This is a genomic window from Pseudoxanthomonas fibrivorans (assembly GCF_041464125.1).
In the GTDB taxonomy this organism is placed as follows: Bacteria; Pseudomonadota; Gammaproteobacteria; order Xanthomonadales; family Xanthomonadaceae; genus Pseudoxanthomonas.
Genome location: NZ_JBGNUG010000001.1, coordinates 1795552 through 1817419, shown reverse-complemented (window position 1 = coordinate 1817419; position 21868 = coordinate 1795552). Strand labels below are relative to the sequence as shown.

The window sequence follows — 21868 nt, the reverse complement described above, 5'->3', positions numbered from 1 at the left end:
CGTCCGGCGTATGCTCGGGCCAGCACGTTCATGCGGAATCGCCATGCCCCGACCGCTGCTGGTCATCGGCAACAGGAACTACTCGTCCTGGTCGTTGCGGCCCTGGCTGCTGCTGCGCCAGGCCGGGGTCGACTTCGAGGAGCTGCGCTTGCCGCTCGATACCCCGGAGTTCGCCGCGCGCATCGGCGGCTACTCGCCGACCGGCCGGGTCCCGGTGCTGTGCGATGGCCACCTGCGGGTCTGGGATTCGCTGGCCATCTGCGAATACGCCAGCGAGCGCTGGCTCGATGGCCGTGGCTGGCCGGCCGACCCGGCCGCCCGCGCGGTGGCGCGGTCAGCCGCCGCGGAGATGCATTCGGGCTTCGCCGCCCTGCGCACGCAGCTGCCGATGGACAGCCGGCGCCGGCCCGACGGCTACCGCTGGGACGCGGCCGCCCAGGCCGACATTGACCGGGTCCAGGCGCTGTGGCGCGAGCTGCGCTCGGCCCATGGCGGCGACGGGGACTTCCTGTGCGGCGCTTTCGGGATCGTCGACGCGATGTATGCGCCCGTCGCGATCCGCTTCGCCGGCTATGGCGTCGGCCTGGACGCGGTGGGCCGGGCCTACGCCGACGCGTTGCTGGCGCTGCCGGCGATGCGCGAGTGGCGGGCGGCGGCGGAAGGCGAGGTCGAGGTCGTGGCCGCCGTCCAGGCGCTGCGCGTGGCCTGGCCCGAGGAAGGGGTCCCGGCATGAAGATCGTCTACCGGGCCCATAACCTGATCGATGCGCACCTGGCGCGGCACGCGCTGGAAGACGCCGGCATCCCGGCGTTCGTCTTCGGCGAGAACCTGCTCGGCGGCGCCGGCGAGCTGCCGCTGTTCGGCGTGCTGCGGGTCTGCGTGCCCGATCCATACGAGCCCGAGGCGGATGCAGCGTTGCAGGCCGCGGGCTTGGGCGGGGACGGTCCCGACCCCATTCCCGATGCCGACCCCGGCCTGTTGCCGGCCTGAAGGAGCCCGCCATGACCCTCGGATCGATGCTCGGCATCGGCGCCTGGAAGCAGCGCCTGCCGCGCGAGCAGGACCTGCTCCCCGGCCGCGACCAGCCATTGCCGCTGCACAATGTCCACCACGTCCACGGGCGCCCGCTGCGCGGCGAGTTTCCGGGGATGGAGGTGGTCGACGTCGGCCTGGGCTGCTTCTGGGGCGCCGAACGCAGGTTCTGGCAGCTGCCGGGGGTGTTCACCACCGCGGTCGGCTATGCCGGCGGCGGCACGCCGAACCCGACCTACGAGGAGGTGTGCTCCGGCGGCACCGGGCATACCGAAGCGGTGCGGGTGGTCTACGACCCGGCGCAGGTGGATTTCGCCACGGTGCTGAAGACCTTCTGGGAAAGCCACGACCCGACCCAGGGCATGCGCCAGGGCAACGACGTCGGCACCCAGTACCGCTCGGCGCTGTACTGCCACACCCCGGCGCAGTACGAGGCCGCGCTGGCCAGCCGCGAGGCCTACCAGGCCTCGCTCGCGGCCTCGGGTTATCCGCCGGTCACCACCGAGATCGTCTACCCGGCGCCGGCGTTCTTCTACGCCGAGGACTACCACCAGCAGTACCTCTCGAAGAACCCCGGCGGCTACTGCGGGCTGGGCGGGACCGGGGTGTCCTGCACGATCTGATGCAGACGAAAAACGGGACGCCCCGGGCGTCCCGTTCCATGTCCGGCGCCCCGTCGGCCGGGGCGGGGCCGGATCAGGCCAGGCGGCCGGCGATGTCCGCCCGCAGGGCGTCCAGGTCCTTGGCGAAGGCGGCGATGCCCTCGGCCAGCTTCTCGCTGGCCATCGCGTCGGCGGCCAGGTCGGCGTCGAAACGGGCCTGGTCGACCGGGGCGATCACGCGTTCCTCGAGCGCCACCGGCACCAGCCGGCGCTCGACCGTGCCGGTGGAGGCGTCCAGCTGCTCCAGCAGGTCCGGGGAGATGGTGAGGCGGTCGCAGCCGGCCAGCGCCAGCACCTGCTCGACCGAGCGGAACGAGGCGCCCATCACCACCGTGGCCGCGCCGCGGCGCTTGAACTCCTCGTACACCCCGCGCACGAACACCACGCCGGGGTCGGCGTCGATCGTCGCGGGCACCTGGCCGCGGGCCTTGTACCAGTCGAGGATGCGGCCGACGAACGGCGAGATCAGGAATGCGCCGGCCTCGGCGCAGGCGATGGCCTGGGTCGGGTTGAAGATCAGGGTCAGGTTGCAGTCGATGCCTTCGGCCTGCAGCTGGCGCGCCGCTTCCACGCCTTCCCAGGTCGCGGCGACCTTGATCAGGATCTTGTCGCGGCCGATGCCGCGGTCGGCGTACATGGCCACGAACTTGCGCGCCTTGGCCACGGTGGCCACGGTGTCGTGCGCCAGGTCGGCGTCGACCTCGGTGGACACCCGTCCCGGGACCAGCCCGGTCAGCATCGCGCCGACGCCCACGGTCAGCCGGTCGGCGACCTCGTCGACGACGGCCTTGCCGGCATCGGCCTGGGTGCGCGCCCACGCCAGCTCGCGCTCGATCAGCTCCGCGTAGACCGGCAGGCCCAGCGCCTTCTTCACCAGGGTCGGATTGGTGGTGCAGTCGACCGGGCGCAGGCGGACGATGGCGTCGTAGTCGCCGGTGTCGGCCACGACGACGGACAGTTCGCGCAGCTGCTGGAGGCGGGACGGGGCGGTAGCGGGATCGGCGGTGGTCATCGGGGGTGCAATGGCTTGGGGACAGGGAGGACTGTCCATCGTAGCCTGAGCGCGCGTATCCGTCTTGAACCACGCCGGTGCGGCGCATGGTTGTACGTGCAACCTTCGCCGTTCGCGTGCGTATGTCCTCGCACGTCAGCCGGGCCCGGACGCCCCGCGCCCGTATTCCCGATGACAGCGCTGCCTATGCGCAGGGCCGATGTGGTAGTTTTCGCTGCCTTTTCATGCATCCCGCCCACGCACGATTCCCCACATGACCGAACATCTGCGCCGCACCAAGATCCTCGCCACCCTCGGACCGGCCACCGACGCGCCGGGCGTGCTGGAGGCGCTGTTCCGCGCCGGCGTGAATGTCGTCCGCCTCAATTTCTCCCATGGCGATCCGTCCGGCCAGGCCAAGCGCGCCGCCGACGTGCGCGCCGCCGCGCAGCGGGTCGGCGCCGAGGTCGGCATCCTCGCCGACCTGCCTGGGCCGAAGATCCGCATCGAGCGCTTCGCCAACGGCAAGATCAGCCTGAAGGCCGGCGACCGCTTCGACCTGGTCGCCGACCCGAACGCGCCGGCGGGCGACACCAGCCAGGTCGGCGTCAGCTACCTGGGCCTGCCCGGCGACGTGAAGCCGGGCGACGTGCTGCTGCTGGACGACGGCCTGATGCAGCTGCAGGTGGTCGAAGTCCAGGGCGAGCGCATCGTCAACACCGTGCTCAACGACGGCGTGCTGTCCGACCGCAAGGGCCTGAACAAGCAGGGCGGCGGCCTGTCGCTGGGCGCGCTGACCGAGCGCGACAAGGAACTGATCGGGATCGTCGCCAAGATCGGCGTTGACTTCATCGCCGTCTCGTTCTGCCGCAACGCGCAGGACATGAACGATGCCCGCGCCATCGCCCGTGCGCACGGCTGCGAGGCGGCGCTGGTGTCCAAGGTCGAGCGCACCGAGGCGATCGAGAACCTGGTCGAGATCGTGGAGGCGTCCGACGTGGTGATGGTCGCCCGCGGCGACCTGGGCGTGGAGATCGGCGACGCCGAGCTGCCGGGCCTGCAGAAGAAGATCATCAAGGAGTCGCTGAAGCAGAACAAGGTGGTGATCACCGCCACCCAGATGCTGCAGTCGATGGTCGAAAGCCCGATCCCGACCCGCGCCGAGGTGCTGGACGTGGCCAACGCGGTGATCGACGGCACCGACGCGGTGATGCTGTCGGCCGAGACCGCCGCCGGCGCCTATCCGGTCAAGGCGGTCGAGGCGATGGCCCGGATCTGCCTGGGCGCCGAGCGCCAGTTCAAGACCGAGACCGACTTCGGCCAGGCCGCGCGCAACCTCGAGCGCGCCGACCAGGCGATCGCCATGGGCACCATGTTCCTGTCCCAGCACATCGGCGTGCGCGCGATCGTGGCGATGACCGAGTCCGGCGGCACCGCCCGCTACCTGTCGCGGTTCCGCGCCTCGGCGCCGATCTACGCGATCACCCGCCACGACGGCGCCCGCCGGCAGATGGCGCTGATGCGCGACGTGTTCCCGATCAACTTCGACAGCCGCGGCCTGACCCCGCGCGAAGCCGCGCGCGGCAGCATCCGCCTGCTGGTCGAGGCCGGCCTGCTGTCCGGCGGCGACCGCGTGGTCTTCACCAGCGGCGAGCACATGGAAACCCACGGCGCCACCAATACCCTGCGCCTGCTGGAAGTGGGCGAGGACGGCCGCGCGAGCGGCCTGGGCGACCTCTGACGGCGCCGCCAGCGCCGGCCAGCGAAACGGGCGCCGCGAGGCGCCCGTTTCGTTTCGAGGACGGCGTGCCGGCCTGCGGATGAAGGCCGCGGCAAGGGGCGTCGGGAATGCCGCCGGTATACTGCCGGCCGTTTCCGCTTCCGTTGCAGCACGCAGGACTCCCCCATGAGCATCGAACAGCTGGCCGATACCGCCCAGGCGATGGTCGCCCCCGGCAAGGGCATCATCGCCATCGACGAGTCCACGAACACGATCGGCAAGCGCTTCGCCGCGGTCGGGGTCGAGAACACCGAGGAGAACCGCCGCGCCTACCGCGAGATGCTGCTGACCGCGCCGAAGCTGTCCGAGCACGTGTCCGGCGCGATCCTGTACGACGAGACCCTGCGCCAGTCGACCCGGGCGGGCGTCCCGTTCGCCGCCTACCTGGCCGAGCAGGGCATGCTTCCCGGCATCAAGGTCGACCGGGGCACCACCGCGCTGGCGGGTTTCCCCGGCGAACTGGTGACCGAAGGCCTGGATGGGCTGCGCGGCCGGCTGGAGGAGTACTACCGGCTCGGTGCGCGCTTCGCCAAGTGGCGCGCGGTGATCAACATCGGCGACGACATCCCCACCGGTACCTGCATCGAGGTCAACGCCCACGCGCTGTCGCGCTACGCGGCGCTTTGCCAGGAGCAGGGGCTGGTGCCGATGGTCGAGCCGGAGGTGCTGATGGACGGCGCGCACGACATCGAGACCGCCTACGAAGTCACCGAGGCGGTGCTGCGTTCGCTGTTCGGCGCGCTGTACGAGCAGAACGTGCTGCTGGAAGGCACCATCCTCAAGGCCTCGATGGTGGTCGCCGGCAAGGACTGCGCCGAACAGCCCGACGTGCAGGAAGTGGCCGAGTCCACCCTGATGTGCCTGAAGAGCACGGTCCCGGCGATCCTGCCGGGCGTGGTGTTCCTGTCCGGCGGCCAGGACGACGAGCATGCCACCGCGCACCTGGACGCGATGAACCGGCTCGGCCCGAATCCCTGGACGCTGAGCTTCTCGTACGGTCGCGCGATGCAGCAGGCGGCGCTGGCGCTGTGGGCGAAGGACATGGCGGGCAACGTCCGCAAGGCGCAGGACCTGGTTCTCGCCCGCGCCCGCGCCAACGGCCTGGCGGCCCTGGGGCAGTGGCAGGGCGGCTGAGCCCCGCCCGGTTTCCTGGCGCACCGGCCGCAGCCCGGCGTTACCGGTGCCGGCGCGGCCGTCCGCGGGCAGCCGCGGGCCTGTCGGAAGGCGGTCCTGCGGCCGCCGGCGCTACTCGGTCCGCAACTGGCCGCCGGGCACGAACACCCAGGTGCGGGTGACGTGCAGGATGTCGACGTTGTCGGGCGTGTCCGGCAGCGGCGGGAACGGCTCGGCCAGCCGGATGATGCGCAGCGCGCCCTCGTCCAGCACCGGCGTGCCGCTGGAGCGCAGCACGCGCGTGCTTTCCACGGTGCCGTCGCGGCGCACGCCGACGCTGATCACCACCTGCCCGCCGAGCCGGCGCCGGCGCGCCTCGTCGGGATAGTTGAGGTTGCCGATGCGCTCGGCCCGGTCGACCCAGCCGCGCAGGTAGTTGGCGTAGGCGTACTCGCGCGTGCTGGCCGACACGAACTTGCGCGTCGGCCGCTTGGCATACAGCTCCGAACGCAGGTAGACCTCCGCGGCCAGCCGCGCCATCTCGGCGTCGCGCGCGGCGCGCGCCGGGCTCACCGGCGGCACCTCGGGGACCGGCTGCGGCAGGCGGGGCTGGGCTTCGGCCACCGGATCCTCGCCGCGCCGGCTGGCCACCACCCGCGCCTGCGGCGGCGGGACCTCGCTGGCCGCGCGCTGCCGCTCCGGCAGGGGCGCCTGCCCCGGTTCGGCCAGCGGGATGGCGCCGGCCTGCAGGTCGCGCGGCCGCTGCGCCTTGTCGTGTTCGCCGCCGCCGCGGTTGTTGGCCTGGGCGAGGAAGTCGGCCTGCTCGGGCGTCAGTTCGGTGCTGGTCTGGCTGAAGATCACGTCCAGCGTCGGCACCAGCGGCGCCTCGTCGCGGAACGCGAAGCCCAGGCCCAGGATCAGGATCCCGTGGACCAGCAGCGACAGCACCACCGTGGCGTTGAGGCGCTGGGCCGGGCCGATCGGCGGCGGGGCGGGGAGGGTGGTGGCGCTCATGCCGCGGGTTCGGGGGCCCCGGCCTCGATGGCATCGAACAGCCGCCCGGCGATGTTCAGGCCGAACTGGGCATCCAGTTCGCGCACGCAGGTCGGGCTCGTGACGTTCACCTCGGTGAGCCAGTCGCCGATCACGTCCAGGCCGACGAAGCGCATCCCGCGCCGCTTCATCTCGGGCCCGACCTGGGCGGCGATCCAGCGGTCGCGTTCGCTCAGCGGCCGGCCTTCGCCGCGGCCGCCGGCGGCCAGGTTGCCCCGGAACTCGTCGCCCTGCGGGATCCGCGCCAGGCAGTAGTCCACCGGCTCGCCGTCGACCAGCAGGATGCGCTTGTCGCCGTCGACGATCTCGGGCAGGTAGCGCTGGGCCAGGGCCAGCTTGCGGCCGCCATCGGTCAGCGTCTCCAGGATCACGTTGAGGTTGGGGTCGCCGGCCTGGCTGAGGAAGATCGAACGCCCGCCCATGCCGTCCAGCGGCTTGAGCACGACCTTGCCCTGTTCGGCGGCGAAGGCCTTCAGCTCGGCCGGCTCGCGGCTGATCCGGGTCGGCGGGCAGCACTGCGGGAACAGCAGCGCCGCCAGCTTCTCGTTGAAGTCGCGCAACCCGCGCGGATCGTTGGCCACCTGGGCGCCGGCCAGGCGGGCCAGGTCCAGCACCTGGGTGTCGTACACGTACTCGGCGTCCACCGGCGGGTCCTTGCGCATCAGGACCAGCTGGCCCGGGCCGAAGGCCAGGTCGGACCACTCGCCGAGGGTGAACCACCCGGCCTTGTCGTCGCGCACCGCCAGTGGCGCGACCCGGGCCATCGCGCGGCCGTCGCGCACGGACAGGCCGCCCGGGCGGACGTAGTGGAGGCGGTGGCCGCGCCGCTGGGCTTCCAGCAGCATGGCGAAGGTCGTGTCCTTGGCGATCTTGATCGACCCGATCGGGTCCATCACGACGATGACGTCCAGGGGCGCGGGCATGGGCGGGGCGGCCTGCGAGGAAAGCGGGACCGGCGATGTTAGCCGATCGGCCCGGCATCGCCCGCCGGTCGCGGGCGAAGCGCGGCCCCACAACTGCGACGGCGTTCGCACCATTCCCGTTCAGGCTCGGCCCCGCCGGGGCGCCGGGCTTGACAGTCTCTGGCCGTACTGGGATATAGACACCTTCGCAGTGGCGCCGTAGAAGCGCCGCGCGCATGGGGAATTAGGGTAATGACTGACAATACGGCCCCGACCGGGGCGCTTGGCGGCTTGCGGGTCATGGTGATCGATGACTCCAAGACGATCCGCCGTACCGCCGAGACGCTGCTCAAGCGCGAAGGGTGCGAAGTAGTCACCGCCAGCGACGGCTTCGAGGCGCTGGCCAAGATCGCCGACCAGCAGCCGCAGATCATCTTCGTCGACATCATGATGCCGCGCCTGGACGGCTACCAGACCTGCGCGCTGATCAAGGGCAACCAGAAATTCAAGTCCACGCCGGTGATCATGCTGTCCTCCAAGGACGGCCTGTTCGACAAGGCGCGGGGCCGCATCGTCGGCTCCGAGCAGTACCTGACCAAGCCATTCACTCGCGAAGAACTGCTGGGCGCCATCCGCACGTACGTCAACGCCTGACCGGGGGGCAGGCAACAACATGGCTCGAATCCTGCTGATCGAAGACTCGCCGACCGACCGCGCCGTCTTCACCCAGTGGCTGCAACGCGGTGGCCATCAGGTCATCCTCGCCACCAATGCCGAGGACGGCATCGACATCGCCCGCAAGCAGTTGCCGGACCTGGTGCTGATGGACGTCGTCCTGCCCGGCATGAGCGGCTTCCAGGCCACGCGCGCGCTGACCCGCGACTCGGCCACGAGCAAGATCCCGGTGCTGATCGTCAGCACCAAGAGCATGGAGACCGATCGCGCCTGGGGCATGCGCCAGGGCGCGGTCGACTACGTGGTCAAGCCGCCGCGCGAGGAGGACCTGCTCGAGCGGATCAACCAGCTGGTGGCCGGCTGATGCGCACTCCCTTCGACATCCTCGCCGACTACGAGCAGCGCAGCCTGCTGCACGCGGTGCAGCTGCCGGCGCGCGAACTGGGTCCTGAGACCTGGCGCGGCGTCGGCTACCGCGTGGGCAACCACCGGCTGGTCTCGCAATTCGGCGAGGTGGTCGAAATCCTGTCGATGCCGCCGGTCACGCCGGTGCCGGGGGCCCAGCCGTGGCTGCTGGGCATCGGCAACCTGCGCGGCAACCTGTTCCCGGTCGTCGACCTGAAGCTGTTCCTCGAGGGCGAGCGCACGGTGCTGCACGAGGGGCAGCGCGTGCTGGTCATGCGCCAGCAGGGCGGCGACGTCGCCCTGACCATCGACGAACTCTACGGCCAGCGCAGCTTCGGCGAAGAGCAGGCGATCGACCCCGCGCCGCTGGCGCAGGGCCGTTACGCCCATTTCGTCGACCGCGCCTTCCACAGCGACGGTGCCGACTGGAGCGTGTTCTCCCTGTCGCGCCTGGCCCGTACTCCCGAATTCCGCCAAGCCGCCGCCTGATCCGGCCGGCACCGCACCTGAGGTCTACAACGCATGAGCACTGCACCGGACACCCCCAAGACCAGCCGCCTGGGTGGCGTCAGTACCGGCTTCTGGCTCGTCCTGCTGGCGCTCTCCGTCATCGTGTTCGGCCTGAACACCGGCGTGGCCACCTGGCAGGGCAGCCGCCTGGCCGGCGCGAGCACCGGCGCGGCCGACCTGCAGGTGCTCTCGCAGCAGCTCGCCAACCAGGGCCGCGACGCCGTGGCCGGCAATGCCGACGCGTTCAAGGCCTTCCGCGAGACCAAGGCCCAGATCGAGACCACCGTGACCGGGCTGCAGGGCCGCTTCGGCCAGGAGCCGGGCGTGTCGGGTCCGCTGGATACGCTGGTGTCGGTGTGGACGCCGCTGGGCACCAGCGCCGGGCAGATCGTGGCCAGCGAGCCGGCGGTGCTGGCGCTGGCCGGCAACGCCGACCGCTTCGCCGGCCGCGTGCCGCAGCTGCAGGCGCAGCTCAATGAAGTGGTCCGCGCGATGACCGCCGGCGGCGCGCCCGCCTCGCAGGTGTTCAGCGCGCTGCAGCAGGTCGTGGTGGCCGGCACCATGGCCCGCCGCGTGACCGAGATCCGCGCCGGTGGCCCGGGTGCGGCCGCGGCCGGCGACGCGCTGGCCCGCGACGCGGTGGTGTTCGGCCAGGTGCTCGACGGCCTGGCCAAGGGCAACGAGGAACTGGGCGTGGCGCCCGTGCGCAACGCCGCCGCGCTGGCCGCGCTCGAGCAGTCGCAGGCGCTGTGGACCGAGATGCGCAAGGACCTGGACGCGATCCTCGGCAGCTCCAAGAACCTGTTCGGCGCGCAGGCCGCGGCGGCCAGCCTCGCCGCCGGCTCCGACCGGATGCTGGAGGCCAGCAAGAAGCTGTTCGACGCGTTCTCCGCGTTCGGCTCGGTGCGCGATACCCGCCTGTTCCCCAACTTCTGGCTCGGCATCGCCTCGGGCGTGATCGCGCTGATCTCCCTGATCGGCTTCGTATGGAGCTCGGTGCGCAACCGCGCGCGCGAGCAGGAAGTCCGCTACCAGGCGCAGGTGGAATTCAACAGCCGCAACCAGCAGGCGATCATGCGGCTGCTGGACGAAATCAGCTCGCTCGGCGAAGGCGACCTGACGGTGAAGGCCTCGGTGACCGAGGACATGACCGGCGCGATCGCCGACGCTATCAACTACGCGGTCGACGAGCTGCGCAACCTGGTGACCACGATCACCGACACCTCGGTGCAGGTCGCGGCCTCCTCGCAGGAGACGCAGGCCACCGCGCTGCAGCTGGCCGAGGCGTCCAACCACCAGGCCGAGCAGATCAACGCGGCCTCCCAGCGCATCAACGAAATCGCGGCCAGCATCGAGCAGGTGTCGCGCAACTCGACCGAGTCGGCGGAAGTGGCGCAGCGCTCGGTGGTGATCGCCGCCGAGGGCGCCGGCGTGGTGCGCGAGACGATCCAGGGCATGGACCAGATCCGCGACCAGATCCAGGAGACCTCCAAGCGCATCAAGCGCCTGGGCGAATCCTCGCAGGAGATCGGTTCGATCGTGGAACTGATCAACGACATTTCCGAGCAGACCAACATCCTGGCGCTCAACGCGGCCGTGCAGGCGGCGGCGGCCGGCGAAACCGGCCGCGGCTTCGCGGTCGTGGCCGACGAAGTGCAGCGCCTCGCGGAACGCACCTCGGGCGCGACCCGGCGAATCGAAGGCCTGGTCCAGGCGATTCAGGCCGACACCAACGAAGCGGTCAGCTCGATGGAGCAGACCACCGCCGAAGTGGTGTCCGGCGCGCGCCTGGCCGAGGACGCCGGCACCGCGCTGACCGAGATCGAGCGCGTGTCCAATGCGCTGAACGACCTCATCAAGAGCATTTCCGTCGCCGCGCAGCAGCAGGCCGGCGCGGCCGCCGACATCACCAAGACGATGGGCGTGGTCCAGCAGATCTCGGGCCAGACCTCGCGTGGTGCCGGACAGACCGCCGACTCGATCGGCCACCTGGCGCAACTGGCGGCGGACCTGCGCCGCTCGGTGGCCGACTTCAAGCTGCCGGCCTGAGTGGCGTGCGACGGGGGAATGAGATGAGGATCGGTCGCAACACGCGCACGCCCGGCCACGCAGGCAATGGCCGGCACCGCTTCGCCGGAGGTCGCCGATGAGCGCCCTGCGCGATGCGATGAGCCATGCGGTGCTCGGTTGGGTCAAGCCGGAGCTCGATGAAACGCTGCGCCAGGCGCGCAACGAGATCGAGGCCTTCGTGGAAGACCCCGCCGACACCAGCCGCATGCGTTTCTGCGCCGGCTACCTGCACCAGGTGCAGGGCACCCTGCGGATGGTCGAGCTGTACGCCCCGGCGATGGTCGCCGAGGAGATGGAGCTGCTCGCGCAGGCGGTGCAGCAGAACGCGGCCAACGACCGCGACGAGGCCTGCGCCACGCTGATGCGCGGCACCGTGCTGCTGCCCGATTACCTGGAACGCCTGCAGAACGGCCATCGCGACATCCCGATCGTGCTGCTGCCGCTGCTCAACGACATCCGTGCCGCGCGCGGCGCGGCCGGGTTGAACGAAAGCGTGCTGTTCGCCCCCGACCTCAGCCGGCCGCTGCCCGAGCAGGTGCCCGGGGCGTCGCCGCTGCCGTGGACCCAGCGGCAGGACAAGGTGGCTTCGGCCCAGGCGCGGTTCGAAGCCGCGCTGGAGGCCTGGCCGGAACACGCCGCGCCCGCCGATCCGTCCGCGCTCGCCGCGGCGGCCGGCGAACTGCTGGAGAACGCGCGCCACGACACCACCCGGCGCATGCTGTGGGTGTCGTCGTCGGCCGCCGACGCGCTGCGCGACGGCGCGCTGGCGCCCACCGATGCGCTGCGCGGCGCCTTCGTGGGCATCGCCCGCGCCGTGCGCCAGGCGCACGAAGACGAGTCGACCCCGGCGGTCGCCCAGGGCGTGGCCAGCCAGGAACCGACCCGGCAGCTGCTGTACGTGGTCGCCCAGGCGCGCGCGCCGCACCCGGCGCTGGACGCGCTGCGCGAGGCCTTCGAACTGGACGCCCACGCGCCGACCGAAGCCGAGCTGGACCACGCCCGCGGCAGCCTGGCCGGCCGCAACCGCGACCTGCTCAATACCGTCGGCAGCGTGGTGAAGGAGGAACTGCTGCGGGTGAAGGACGCGCTCGACCTGCACCTGCGCACCGGTGGCGATGCCGCCACGCTGCAACCGCAGGCCGCCGAACTGGGCAACGTGGCCGACACCCTCGGCATGCTCGGGCTCGGCGTGGCCCGCGACGTGGTCCTGCAGCAGCGCGACGCGCTGGAAGGCATCGCGCGGGGCGAACAGCCGGCCAGCGAGAGCGCGCTGCTCGACATCGCCGGTGCGCTGCTCTACGTGGATGCCTCGCTGGACGACCAGGTCGCGCGCCTGGGCGCCCCGGGCGAGGAGGGCGGCGAGGATGCGGCCGCGGCCGAGGCACGCCGCACCGTCGAGGTGCTGGCCCACGAGGCCATCGCCAATTTCGCCGCCGCGCGCGAGCATTTCGTCGCCTTCATCGAGACCAACTGGGACCACTCGCGGCTGGATGACGTGCCGCAGCTGCTGTCGGAGGTGTCGGGCGCGCTGCGCATCCTCGACCTCCCGCAGCCGGCCGACTACCTCGAGGGGGTGCGTCGTTACATCGGCACCGAGCTGCTGCAGCGCCGGCGCGTGCCGAGTGGGCGGCAACTGGACACCCTGGCCGACGCGATGGCCAGCCTGGAGTACTACCTCGAGGCGCTGCGCGACCGGCGCCCGAACCGCGACGAGATCCTCGAGATCGCGCGCAGCAGCCTAGAAGCCCTCAGCTACTGGCCATTGCCGGCGGCCGACGAGGCCAACGCCGAGGACGACGACGCGCCGGTGATGCCGGCGGCCGCGGTCACCCTGGCCGGTCCGGTCGCCGTGGCGGGCTCCTGGGATCCGGTGGCGGCCGAGCACGACCTGCCGGTGGACGCGGTGGCGTCCGAGCCTGCGGCACCGGAGCGCGAGGCGCTCGAGCTCCCGGCGCTGGAAGTGGAACTGCCCGTGGTGGAGACCCTCTCCATCCAAGCCCCGGACGCGGCGACGGTCGCTTCGCAGTGGACCAGCTTCGACCCCGTCGAGGCCGAATTCCCCCCGGCCTCGCATGCGGAGCCGGCCGAGACCGGCCTTCCCGAAGTGGCGTCCGATGCGGCCGCCGACGAGGCGGCCGTGGATGGGTCCGCCGTGGCGCACGTGCTCGAGGCCGAGACCGAGGTCGCCGGCGTTCCGATGTCCGCGACGCCGGTCTCCGGTGCGCAGGTGGTCGAGATGCCCGCTGCGGAACCGGCGGCGCCCGAACCGCCGATGGCCGCGCCGTCCGCGGACGGCGACCGCGAGCCCGAACCGTCCGTGGCGCCCGCGCCGCCGCCGGTCGAGGCCAGCCAGTGGCTCGACCTCAACATGCGCGTGCAGCCGGAGCTGCGCCCCGCGCAGGTGTACGAGAGCCGGATCAGCCGGATCGAGCTGGACGACGACTCGACCTCGCTGATCGCGGAGATCTCCGCGGCCGCCGCCAGCCTGGGTGCCGTCCCGGTGGCTGCGGCGGCGGTGCCCGAAGCGCACGCGGTCGCTGCGTCGCATCCCGCGATCGGCGGCTTCGACGACAACCATGACATCGATGCGGACATCCGCGAGGTCTTCCTCGAGGAGTTCGAAGAGGAGCGCGCGAACCTGGCGCGCATGGTGCCGCACTGGCAGCAGGCGCCCGAGGAGCTGGAGCGGCTGCGCCCCATCCGGCGCGTGTTCCACACGCTCAAGGGCAGCGGTCGCCTGGTCGGCGCGCGCGCGCTGGGCGAGTTCAGCTGGAAGATCGAGGGCATGCTCAACCGCGTGCTCGATGGCACGCGCCCGGCGAGCCCGGCGGTCACGGCGCTGGTGGGCCAGGCCTGCGACGTCCTGCCGCAGTTCGATGCGGCCCTTCGGGGCCAGGGCGGGGTGGGCGCGGACCTGCACGGAATGGAGGCGGTGGCCGACCGGGTCGCCGCGGGCGAGGAGGCGTTCTACGTGCCGCCCGCCAGCACCGTCCCGGCGGCGGCACCGGACGTCGCGGCCGCGACCGTCGACGTCGGGTTCGAGGAAGAGGGCACGCCCGCTTCCGTGGACAGCGTGCTGCGCGAGATCCTGGAGGCGGAGGTCGCCCAGCACCTGGAGACCGTGGACGCCTGGATCGGCGCGGCACGGCTGGCGCCGGAACCGGCGTCCGACGCGCTGCTGCGCGCGATCCACACCATGAACGGCGCGTTCGCGATGACCGACGTGCCGGAGATCACCGGGGTCACCGATCCGGCCGAAACGTTCGTCAAGCGCTCGCTCGCGGCCTCGCAGGTTCCGGAGGGCGAGGCGGTCGACGCGCTGGCGGAGATGTCCGCGGCCATCCGCACCTGCATCCGCGCGCTGCAGGCCGAGTCGCCGCGCATCCCGCGGTTCGCCGGGCTGTCCGCACGCCTGCATGCCCTGGCCGACAGCCTGCCCGAAGCGCGCTGGCCGCAGACTCCGGAGAACGAAGCCGACGTGCCGCTGGTGGCCGATGCGGTCGAACTGACCGGCGTGGACGACCTCGCGCGCTATGTCGGGGCGATGCCGCTGGAGCCCGCGCACGACCTCGCGGGGCACGACGTGGCGGCCACGGCCGCGACCGGGGAAGCCGCGGCGGAAACGCCCGGGGACGCGCCCGAAGCGGCCGAGCCTGCATCGTTCGGGGACGCCGGAATCGACGTCGTCCCGGACGACGCGCTGGCCGCCTCCGCCTCGCTCGCGACACCGGACGAACACGCGATCGCCGTCGAAGGGCTGGTGGAAGCGGACGTGGTGCCGGTGCCGGACTCTGTCGACGCGACCGGGTCCGTCGACACCGCGCACGCCGTGGACGTCGCGGATACCGGGATCGCCGGGCCGTTCGACACGGACGCGCTCGAGGCGGCCGTAGCTTCCGACGCCGACGCCGACGCCGACGCCGACGGCACGGCCGCGGCCGAAGCATCGGGAACCGGTCCGGCCGACGCCGGCGTGTTCGCGTCCGACGTGCCCGACGCCGGACCGGTGGACGCTCGGCTGGCGGATGCGCCCGCACTGGCCAGCGACGCCAAGGCCGAGCCGGACGGGAGCGAAGGCGAAGCCATCGCTCCGGAGATCACGATGGAAGCGCCGCCCGCGGCCGACGCGCGCCCGGAGCCGGTCGAACTGCCCGCGCTGGGTGCGCCGCTGCCGGATGCCCGTGCCGAGGAGGAACTCGTGCCCGACGGTCCGATGCTCGATTTCGCCGAACTGGATCGCGACCTCGTCGACATCTTCGTCGAGGAAGGCGTCGACCTGCTCGACCACATCGACGGCCTCATCCAGGAGTTGCGGGAGGACGCGACCGCGCGGGAACCGATCATCGGCCTGCAGCGCGACCTGCACACGCTCAAGGGCGGCGCGCGGATGGCCGGCATCGCCAGCATCGGCGACCTCGGCCATGTGATCGAGTCGCTGCTGGAGGCGGTCGCCGAGCAGCGCACGGAACTGCGCCGCACCGACATCCACCTGCTCGAACGCGGCTTCGACACCCTGCACCGCCTGCTGCAGCGCACGCGCGTGCACCGGATGACGGACGTGCCGCATGCGCTGATCGAGGAGTTCGAAGCCAGGATCCGTGGCGAGGCGCCCGCGTCCGCCGAATCGGCGGAGGCGAGCTACGTGGCCGCGCTGGCGACCCCGCCGGCCGAGCCGCCCGCGGAAGCCGCCGCCACCCTCGCGGCGGTGGACGGGACGGCGGCGGTTCCGGAGCCCGCGTCCGCCCCGGCGCCGCTGTCGGCGCCGGTCGAGGACGAGGCCCAGGCCGCTGCCACCGAGGAGGGCGTGCCGCGCGCGCCGCAGGAGCAGGTGCGCGTGCGCGCCGACCTGCTCGACAACCTGGTCAACCACGCCGGCGAAGTGGCGATCTACCGCTCGCGGCTGGAACAGCAGCTGGGCGCGTTCCGCAGCGCCATGTCGGAGCTGGACCGCACCAACGCGCGCCTGCGCGACCAGCTGCGCCGCCTGGACCTCGAGACCGAGGCGCAGATCGTCGCCCGTTACCAGCGCGAGCAGGACAGCGCCGACCCGACGTTCGACCCGCTCGAGCTCGACCGCTTCTCCACGCTGCAGCAGCTGAGCCGTGCGCTGAACGAATCGGCGGCCGACTTGACCGGCCTGCAGGGCGTGCTCGACGACCTGGCCCGCCAGTACGACGTGCTGCTGCAGCAGCAGTCGCGCGTGAGCTCGGAGCTGCAGGACGGCCTGATGAGCGCGCGCATGGTGCCGTTCGACAGCATCGTCCCGCGCCTGCGCCGCGTGGTCCGCCAGGCCGCGCACGACACCAGGAAGCAGGTCCAGCTCCGGCTCGACGGTACCCACGGCGAACTCGACCGCAACGTGCTCGACCGCATGGTCGCGCCGCTGGAGCACATGCTGCGCAACTCGGTGGCGCATGGCCTCGAACTGCCGAAGGACCGCCGCACCGCCGGCAAGGACGAGGAAGGCACGATCACCATCGCGCTGCGCCGCGAGGGTTCGGAAATCGTCCTGCAGGTGGCCGACGACGGCCGCGGCCTGGATCGCGCCGCGATCCGCCGCCGCGCCGAACAGCGCGGCCTGATCAAGCCCGACGCCGAACTCGGCGACGCCGAGCTGGACTCGGTGATCTTCGAATCCGGGTTCAGCACCTCGGAGAAGGTCAGCCAGCTGGCCGGGCGCGGCGTGGGCATGGACGTGGTCCGCAACGAGGTGCGCCAGCTCGGCGGCACGGTCGAAATCGAATCGACCGCCGGCCAGGGCGTCACCTTCACCCTGCGCCTGCCGCAGACGCTGGCGGTCACCCAGGCGGTGTTCGTGCAGATCGGCGACACCACCTACGCGGTGCCGGTGGCCTCGGTCAGCGGCATCGGCCGGATCTCGCGCGAGCGCTTCGAGGCCGGGGCGGGCACCTACCGCTATGCCGGCGAGGAGTACGCACTGCACGACCTGGGCCTGCTGGTGGGCCAGGGCGCGGCCAAGGCCGAGGGCCAGGCGCAGGTGCCGCTGCTGCTGGTCCGCGCGGGCGACCTGCGCGCGGCGGTCGCGATCGACCAGGTGGTCGGCAACCGCGAGATCGTGGTCAAGCCGGTCGGGCTGCAGATCTCGTCGGTGCCGGGCATCTATGGCGCGACCATCACCGGCGATGGCCGCGTGGTGGTGATCCTGGACGTCGCACCGCTGGTGCGCCGCCACCTGGCCCAGCCGGAGCGCCCGGCGGCGGTGGAGCCGCCGCAGGCGCGCCACGTGCCGCTGGTGATGGTGGTCGACGACTCGCTGACCATGCGCAAGGTGACCGGTCGCGTGCTGGAGCGCCACAACTTCGAGGTGGTGGTGGCGCGCGACGGCATCGAGGCGCTGGAGCGCCTGGAAGAACGCGTCCCCGACCTGATGCTGCTCGACATCGAAATGCCGCGAATGGACGGCTACGAGCTGGCCACGGCGATGCGCGCGGACGGACGCTTCCGCGCCGTCCCGATCGTGATGATCACCTCGCGTACCGGCGAGAAGCACCGCCAGCGAGCGTTCGAGATCGGCGTGCAGCGCTACCTCGGCAAGCCGTACCAGGAACTGGACCTGATGCGTAACGTCTACGACCTGCTGGGGATCGCCCGTGCGCGCGGTTGACACGGCCAAGCCCGTCGCCCTGCTGGCGCGTGCGGGCGCGGCGCGCGATCGCCTGCGCGAGGCCCTCGACGCCGCCGGCGCCCGCGTGGTGCTGGAGGAAGATCCGGTCGCGCTGGATGCCGCCACGTTCGCGGCGGCGGCACCGCAGGCCGCGCTGGTCGCGCTGGAACCGGCGGTCGAGGACGCGCTGGTCGCGCTGGAGCCCGCGCTCGAGGCCCCGGGCCTGCTGGTGATCTTCGACGAGGCCGAGCTGGCCGCGCGGCGCGACGGCTGGGAAGCCCAGCGCTGGATCCGCCACCTGGCCGCCAAGCTGCATGGCCACGACGACGTGCTTCCGCCCGGGCGCGAGCAGGACCTGGTGGCCGACCTGCAGCCGGGGCACCCGACCACGCCACAGCAGCTGCACGCCGAGGACCCGTTCGAACGGCACCTCTTCGAGGCCGCGGCGCTGGCGTCCGGCCTGCCCGAGGACCGGCCCGGGGACGGCGTGCAGGACGTCGCGCCGATCCCGCATTCGCAGGGATGGGCGCTGGCCGACGACGCGCCGCCGGCGTTCGAGCGCGCCGGGCGCGAGCCGCCGCCGCTGCCGGACTTCTCGCGCCTGGAACTGGTCGCGATGGAGCCGGAAGGCGATGCGGCGGCCGTGGTCAAGGGCGCGGTGCTGGTGGTCGCGGGCGTCGGCGGGCCGGATGCCGTGCGCAAGCTGATCACCGCCTTGCCCCCGGGGTTCAGCCGGCCGCTGCTGGTGCAGCTCAAGCTCGACGGCGGCCGCTACGACAACCTGGTCAAGCAGCTGGCGCGGGTGTCGGCGCTGCCGGTCGCGATGGCGATGCCGGGCGATGCGCTGTCGGCATCGACGGTCTATGTCCTGCCCGAGCGCGTCGGCATCGACGCCACCGACGAGGGCATGGCGTTCGTCGACGGCGGCGGGGATCCGGTGGCGGCCCTGCCGCCGGCGGAGAGCGCGGTCATCGTCCTGAGCGGCGCGGAGCCGTCCAGGGTCGAGGCGGTGCTGGCGCTGGCGACGCGCGGCGGCCATGTCGCCGGGCAGGCGCTGGAAGGCTGCTACGACGCGACGGCGGTGAAACTGATGGCCGCCGGTGGCGCCGATCTCGGCACCCCGTCGCAGCTGGCCGAACAGCTGGTCGCGCGCTGGTCCTGAACCGCGCGCACCGTTCGAGGACGAAGGACAGATGGCTTACAACAGCGACGAAATCCGCGGCGTCATGATCCAGGTCGGCGAAGAGCGGCTGCTGCTGCCCAACGCGACCGTGGCCGAAGTGCTGGCGCGCGTGGCGGTCGAGCCGGTCGAAGGCGCCCCCGCATGGCTGGCGGGCCAGATCGTGTGGCATGGCTGGAACGTCCCGCTGGTGGCCTTCTCCCGCCTGGCCGGGCTGGGCGACGAGCCGGCGATGCGCAACAACCGCGTGATCGTGCTCAAGGGCCTCGGCAAGGACGAGACCCTGCCGTACTTCGCCCTGCTCACGGCGTCGTTCCCGCAGCTGGTCTCGGTGCCGCGCGACAGCCTGCTGGCCGACGCGTCCGAGGAAGACCTTCCGCGCGGGGTGCAGATGCGCGTGCTGCTCGGCGAGCAGAGCGCACTGCTGCCCGACCTCGAGGGCGTCGAACGGATGCTCGGCGAAGCGCTGGCCGCGGTGGCCTGAGAGCCCGAGGCGGCCGCCGGCAACCCGGCCGGCGGCTGGTCGCGCTGCTTCCGGGCGGCTTCGTCGCCCTGATGGTGTCGGCGTCGCCGTACCCACGCGTCGGCGGCGGCATGTTCCAAGGGTGCGTGCCCCGGGCATGGCGTTGGCCTCGTCCCATCTTCGCCATGCCAGCCACCTGGCGCCGCCTCTGGCAGGCGTGGCTTCGGGCGGCGCGCCGCCTGCCTACAGGTCGCCGAAACGCGCCTGCAGCGCCGCGATCGCCGCCAGTCCCGCGGTTTCCGTGCGCAGCACGCGCGGCCCCAGGCGCAGCCCGGCGAAGCCCGCCGCCTCCAGGATCGACCGGTCGCGGGGCGACCAGCCGCCTTCGGGGCCGATCGCGATCCAGGCGGTCCGCGCGGGTGGAGCGGGCAGGTCCCCGAGCCGGTGTTCGCCCTGCGGGTCGAGCACCAGTCGCAGCCCTTCGCCGGCCAGCGCCTTCGCCGCGGCGTCCAGTGATGCCGGCGGGTGCAGCACCGGCACCCGGGCGCGGCCGGACTGTTCGCAGGCCGATTCCAGGACGCTGCGCCAGTGCGCGACCCGCCTGGCGGCGCGCTCGGCGTCCAGGCGCACCTCGGTGCGCTCGCCCGATACCGGCACGATCGCCGACACCCCGAGTTCGGTGGCCTTCTGCAGGATCAGGTCCATCTTCTCCCCGCGCGCGATCCCCTGCAGCAGCACGATCGACAGCGGGGATTCGTTGTCCACCGGCCGCGCCTCCAGCACCAGGGCGCGCGTCCCGCGCTTGCCGACGGCGAGCAGGCGCGCGGCATAGTCGTGGCCATCGCCGTTGAACAGCACGCATGCATCGCCTTCGCGCAGGCGCAGGACCCGCGCCAGGTGGTTGGCGGCATGTTCCGGGAGCGCGATCTCGTCGCCGGCGCGCAGCGGCAGCTCCAGGTGGCAGCGGGTCAGGCGCATGCGGTGGCCTCCTCGATGGCCTCGGCGGTGACGCTGGCCAGCAGCTGCAGCTGGTCGTCGTCGATGCAATAGGGCGGCATCCAGTAGAGGACGTCGCCGAGCGGTCGCAGCAGCACGCCACGCGCGAGCGCGGCGCGGTAGGCGCGCAGGCCCACCCGTGCCGATGCCTCGAACGGCGTGGCCCGGTCGCCATCCCGGGTGAGTTCGAACGCCACGACCATCCCGGCCTGGCGCACGTCGGCGACGTGGCGATGGCCGGCCAGGGGAGCCGACAGCGCCGCCATCCGCGCGGCGGTGGCCCGGTTGCGGGCGAGCACCTGGTCGCTTTCGAAGATAGCCAGCGAGGCCAGCGCGGCGGCGCAGGCGAGCGGATTGCCGGTGTAGCTGTGGGAATGCAGGAATGCGCGCTCGCGCGAGTCGTCCAGGAAGCCGTCGTAGATCGACCCGGTCGCCAGTACCGCGGCCAGCGGTAGGAAGCCCCCGGTCAGGCCCTTGGACAGGCAGAGCAGGTCGGGGGCGATGCCGGCCTGCTCGCAGGCGAACATCGTGCCGGTGCGGCCGAAGCCGGTGGCGATCTCGTCGGCCACGAGGAACACGCCGTTGGCGTCGCACAGTTCGCGCACGCGGCGCAGGTAGGCCGGATCGTGCATGCGCATGCCGCCGGCGCACTGCAGGCGCGGTTCGAGGATCACCGCGCAGATCTCGCCCGGATGGCGGTCGAACAGGTCGGCCAGCGCGTCGGCCGCGTGCGCGGCGCGCTCCGCCGCGGACTGCCCCGGGCCGGCCAGGTAGGCATCCGGCGACGGTGCGAAAAGCGCCTCGGCCAGCAGCGGCGCGTAGATGCGCCGGTACAGCGGGATGTCGCCGACGGCCAGCGCGCCGAGGGTTTCGCCGTGATAACCGTTTTCCAGTGCAACGAACTTGGTCCGCCCCGGCTCGCCGCGGTTGCGGAACCAGTGGAACGCCATCTTCAGCGCGACCTCGACGCCGGCCGACCCGTTGTCGGCGTAGAACACCCTGGACAGCGGCGCGCGGCCCGGCTGCCGCGGCGCGAGCGCGAGCAGCCGCTCGGCCAGCTCCACCGCGGGCGCGTGCGAGAACCCGGCGAGGATGACCTGTTCCAGCGTGCGGGCCTGGCGGGCGATGGCCTCGGCGATGCGCGGCTCGCCGTGCCCGTGCAGGTTGGTCCACCAGCTGCTGACGCCGTCGAGGTAGCGACGGGCGTCATACCCGACCAGCCATGCGCCGTCGCCGCGTTCGACCGGGACCAGCGGCAGCACGTCCGGATGCTCGCGCATCTGCGTGCACGGATGCCACAGCACCGCCAGGTCGCGTTCGCGCCATCGCGCGGCGGCCTGCTCCGCCGCGGGGTCTGCTACGATTTGTGGCTCATGAGTACGTCCGTGCATCCCCCCATGATATCGGCCGC

16 protein-coding genes and 2 pseudogenes are annotated in these 21868 nt (G+C 72.2%); 13 read left to right on the top strand and 5 right to left on the bottom strand.

What is annotated here, in order from left to right; translation table 11 throughout:
- Nucleotides 1–43: 43 nt before the first annotated feature.
- Genes ACA089_RS08455 through msrA form a run of 3 tightly spaced genes read left to right on the top strand, consistent with a single transcriptional unit; the run spans nt 44 to nt 1655 of the window.
- A complete protein-coding gene (locus ACA089_RS08455; RefSeq protein WP_372015658.1) occupies nt 44–733 on the top strand; it encodes a glutathione S-transferase family protein in 690 nt (229 codons plus the stop codon).
- A complete protein-coding gene (locus ACA089_RS08450; RefSeq protein ID WP_372015656.1) occupies nt 730–990 on the top strand; it encodes a putative signal transducing protein in 261 nt (86 codons plus the stop codon). The genes ACA089_RS08455 and ACA089_RS08450 overlap by 4 nt, the downstream gene beginning before the upstream one ends.
- 26 nt (nt 991–1016) lie before the next feature.
- Nucleotides 1017–1655: a peptide-methionine (S)-S-oxide reductase MsrA gene (msrA, locus tag ACA089_RS08445; protein ID WP_372017712.1), complete on the top strand. Its 639-nt coding sequence runs from the start codon at nt 1017–1019 to the stop codon at nt 1653–1655.
- A gap of 73 nt (nt 1656–1728) precedes the next feature.
- On the opposite strand, the gene ACA089_RS08440 is transcribed toward msrA, so the two are convergent.
- Nucleotides 1729–2706 (bottom strand): transaldolase, encoded by a 978-nt coding sequence (locus tag ACA089_RS08440; protein ID WP_372015654.1) that lies wholly within the window; start codon nt 2704–2706, stop codon nt 1729–1731.
- Nucleotides 2707–2959: 253 nt separating this feature from the next.
- On the opposite strand from ACA089_RS08440, the gene pyk reads away from it, so the two are divergent.
- Both pyk and ACA089_RS08430 read left to right on the top strand, forming a co-directional pair.
- The gene (gene pyk, locus ACA089_RS08435) at nt 2960–4426 is read left to right on the top strand and encodes a pyruvate kinase (RefSeq protein ID WP_372015651.1); all 1467 of its coding nucleotides are present in this window, start codon (nt 2960–2962) and stop codon (nt 4424–4426) included.
- Nucleotides 4427–4591: 165 nt separating this feature from the next.
- Nucleotides 4592–5599, top strand: coding sequence for a class I fructose-bisphosphate aldolase (locus ACA089_RS08430; RefSeq protein WP_372015648.1), 1008 nt, complete (start codon nt 4592–4594; stop codon nt 5597–5599).
- 111 nt (nt 5600–5710) lie between these two features.
- Here the strand turns inward: ACA089_RS08430 and ACA089_RS08425 are convergent, their stop codons facing one another.
- A complete protein-coding gene (locus tag ACA089_RS08425) occupies nt 5711–6592 on the bottom strand; it encodes a cell envelope integrity protein TolA (protein ID WP_372015645.1) in 882 nt (293 codons plus the stop codon).
- A complete protein-coding gene (gene gshB, locus ACA089_RS08420) occupies nt 6589–7554 on the bottom strand; it encodes a glutathione synthase (protein ID WP_372015643.1) in 966 nt (321 codons plus the stop codon). The genes ACA089_RS08425 and gshB overlap by 4 nt, the downstream gene beginning before the upstream one ends.
- A gap of 231 nt (nt 7555–7785) precedes the next feature.
- Between gshB and pilG the strand changes: the two genes are divergently transcribed.
- The 8 genes and pseudogenes from pilG to ACA089_RS08385 all read left to right on the top strand — a co-directional run bounded on the left by pilG (nt 7786) and on the right by ACA089_RS08385 (nt 19482).
- Nucleotides 7786–8187, top strand: coding sequence for a twitching motility response regulator PilG (gene pilG / locus ACA089_RS08415; protein ID WP_162408292.1), 402 nt, complete (start codon nt 7786–7788; stop codon nt 8185–8187).
- Between the two features lie 19 nt (nt 8188–8206).
- Nucleotides 8207–8572: a response regulator gene (locus ACA089_RS08410; RefSeq protein WP_372015640.1), complete on the top strand. Its 366-nt coding sequence runs from the start codon at nt 8207–8209 to the stop codon at nt 8570–8572.
- Nucleotides 8572–9102, top strand: a complete 531-nt coding sequence (locus ACA089_RS08405; protein WP_372015637.1) for a chemotaxis protein CheW — start codon at nt 8572–8574, stop codon at nt 9100–9102. Before ACA089_RS08410 ends, ACA089_RS08405 begins: the two co-directional genes overlap by 1 nt.
- A 33-nt stretch (nt 9103–9135) precedes the next feature.
- On the top strand, nt 9136–11172 hold the full coding sequence (locus tag ACA089_RS08400; RefSeq protein ID WP_372015635.1) for a methyl-accepting chemotaxis protein: 2037 nt from the start codon (nt 9136–9138) through the stop codon (nt 11170–11172).
- Nucleotides 11173–11269: 97 nt separating this feature from the next.
- Nucleotides 11270–11704: pseudogene (locus tag ACA089_RS16385) on the top strand (Hpt domain-containing protein); the annotation flags it as partial.
- Nucleotides 11705–12142: 438 nt separating this feature from the next.
- A pseudogene (locus ACA089_RS08395) lies at nt 12143–17818 on the top strand (hybrid sensor histidine kinase/response regulator); the annotation flags it as partial.
- Nucleotides 17805–18980, top strand: a complete 1176-nt coding sequence (locus ACA089_RS08390) for a chemotaxis protein CheB (RefSeq protein ID WP_372015629.1) — start codon at nt 17805–17807, stop codon at nt 18978–18980. The pseudogene ACA089_RS08395 and the gene ACA089_RS08390, both read left to right, overlap by 14 nt.
- Before the next feature lie 31 nt (nt 18981–19011).
- Nucleotides 19012–19482, top strand: coding sequence for a chemotaxis protein CheW (locus ACA089_RS08385; protein ID WP_372015626.1), 471 nt, complete (start codon nt 19012–19014; stop codon nt 19480–19482).
- A 222-nt stretch (nt 19483–19704) separates the two neighbouring features.
- On the opposite strand, the gene ACA089_RS08380 is transcribed toward ACA089_RS08385, so the two are convergent.
- Both ACA089_RS08380 and bioA read right to left on the bottom strand, forming a co-directional pair.
- On the bottom strand, nt 19705–20439 hold the full coding sequence (locus ACA089_RS08380) for a 16S rRNA (uracil(1498)-N(3))-methyltransferase (protein ID WP_372015623.1): 735 nt from the start codon (nt 20437–20439) through the stop codon (nt 19705–19707).
- Nucleotides 20430–21848, bottom strand: a complete 1419-nt coding sequence (gene bioA / locus ACA089_RS08375; protein ID WP_372015622.1) for an adenosylmethionine--8-amino-7-oxononanoate transaminase — start codon at nt 21846–21848, stop codon at nt 20430–20432. The genes ACA089_RS08380 and bioA overlap by 10 nt, the downstream gene beginning before the upstream one ends.
- Nucleotides 21849–21868: the final 20 nt, after the last annotated feature.

Excerpts from the sequence above, each read along its gene's own strand:
- ACA089_RS08385 (WP_372015626.1), top strand. The coding sequence starts at position 19,012 with ATGGCTTACAACAGCGACGAAATCCGCGGCGTCATGATCCAGGTCGGC.
- gshB (WP_372015643.1), bottom strand. The coding sequence starts at position 7,554 with ATGCCCGCGCCCCTGGACGTCATCGTCGTGATGGACCCGATCGGGTCG.
- bioA (WP_372015622.1), bottom strand. The coding sequence starts at position 21,848 with ATGCACGGACGTACTCATGAGCCACAAATCGTAGCAGACCCCGCGGCG.
- ACA089_RS08450 (WP_372015656.1), top strand. The coding sequence starts at position 730 with ATGAAGATCGTCTACCGGGCCCATAACCTGATCGATGCGCACCTGGCG.
- pilG (WP_162408292.1), top strand. The coding sequence starts at position 7,786 with ATGACTGACAATACGGCCCCGACCGGGGCGCTTGGCGGCTTGCGGGTC.
- msrA (WP_372017712.1), top strand. The coding sequence starts at position 1,017 with ATGCTCGGCATCGGCGCCTGGAAGCAGCGCCTGCCGCGCGAGCAGGAC.
- ACA089_RS08380 (WP_372015623.1), bottom strand. The coding sequence starts at position 20,439 with ATGCGCCTGACCCGCTGCCACCTGGAGCTGCCGCTGCGCGCCGGCGAC.
- ACA089_RS08410 (WP_372015640.1), top strand. The coding sequence starts at position 8,207 with ATGGCTCGAATCCTGCTGATCGAAGACTCGCCGACCGACCGCGCCGTC.
- ACA089_RS08440 (WP_372015654.1), bottom strand. The coding sequence starts at position 2,706 with ATGACCACCGCCGATCCCGCTACCGCCCCGTCCCGCCTCCAGCAGCTG.
- ACA089_RS08405 (WP_372015637.1), top strand. The coding sequence starts at position 8,572 with ATGCGCACTCCCTTCGACATCCTCGCCGACTACGAGCAGCGCAGCCTG.
- ACA089_RS08425 (WP_372015645.1), bottom strand. The coding sequence starts at position 6,592 with ATGAGCGCCACCACCCTCCCCGCCCCGCCGCCGATCGGCCCGGCCCAG.
- ACA089_RS08455 (WP_372015658.1), top strand. The coding sequence starts at position 44 with ATGCCCCGACCGCTGCTGGTCATCGGCAACAGGAACTACTCGTCCTGG.
- ACA089_RS08400 (WP_372015635.1), top strand. The coding sequence starts at position 9,136 with ATGAGCACTGCACCGGACACCCCCAAGACCAGCCGCCTGGGTGGCGTC.
- pyk (WP_372015651.1), top strand. The coding sequence starts at position 2,960 with ATGACCGAACATCTGCGCCGCACCAAGATCCTCGCCACCCTCGGACCG.
- ACA089_RS08430 (WP_372015648.1), top strand. The coding sequence starts at position 4,592 with ATGAGCATCGAACAGCTGGCCGATACCGCCCAGGCGATGGTCGCCCCC.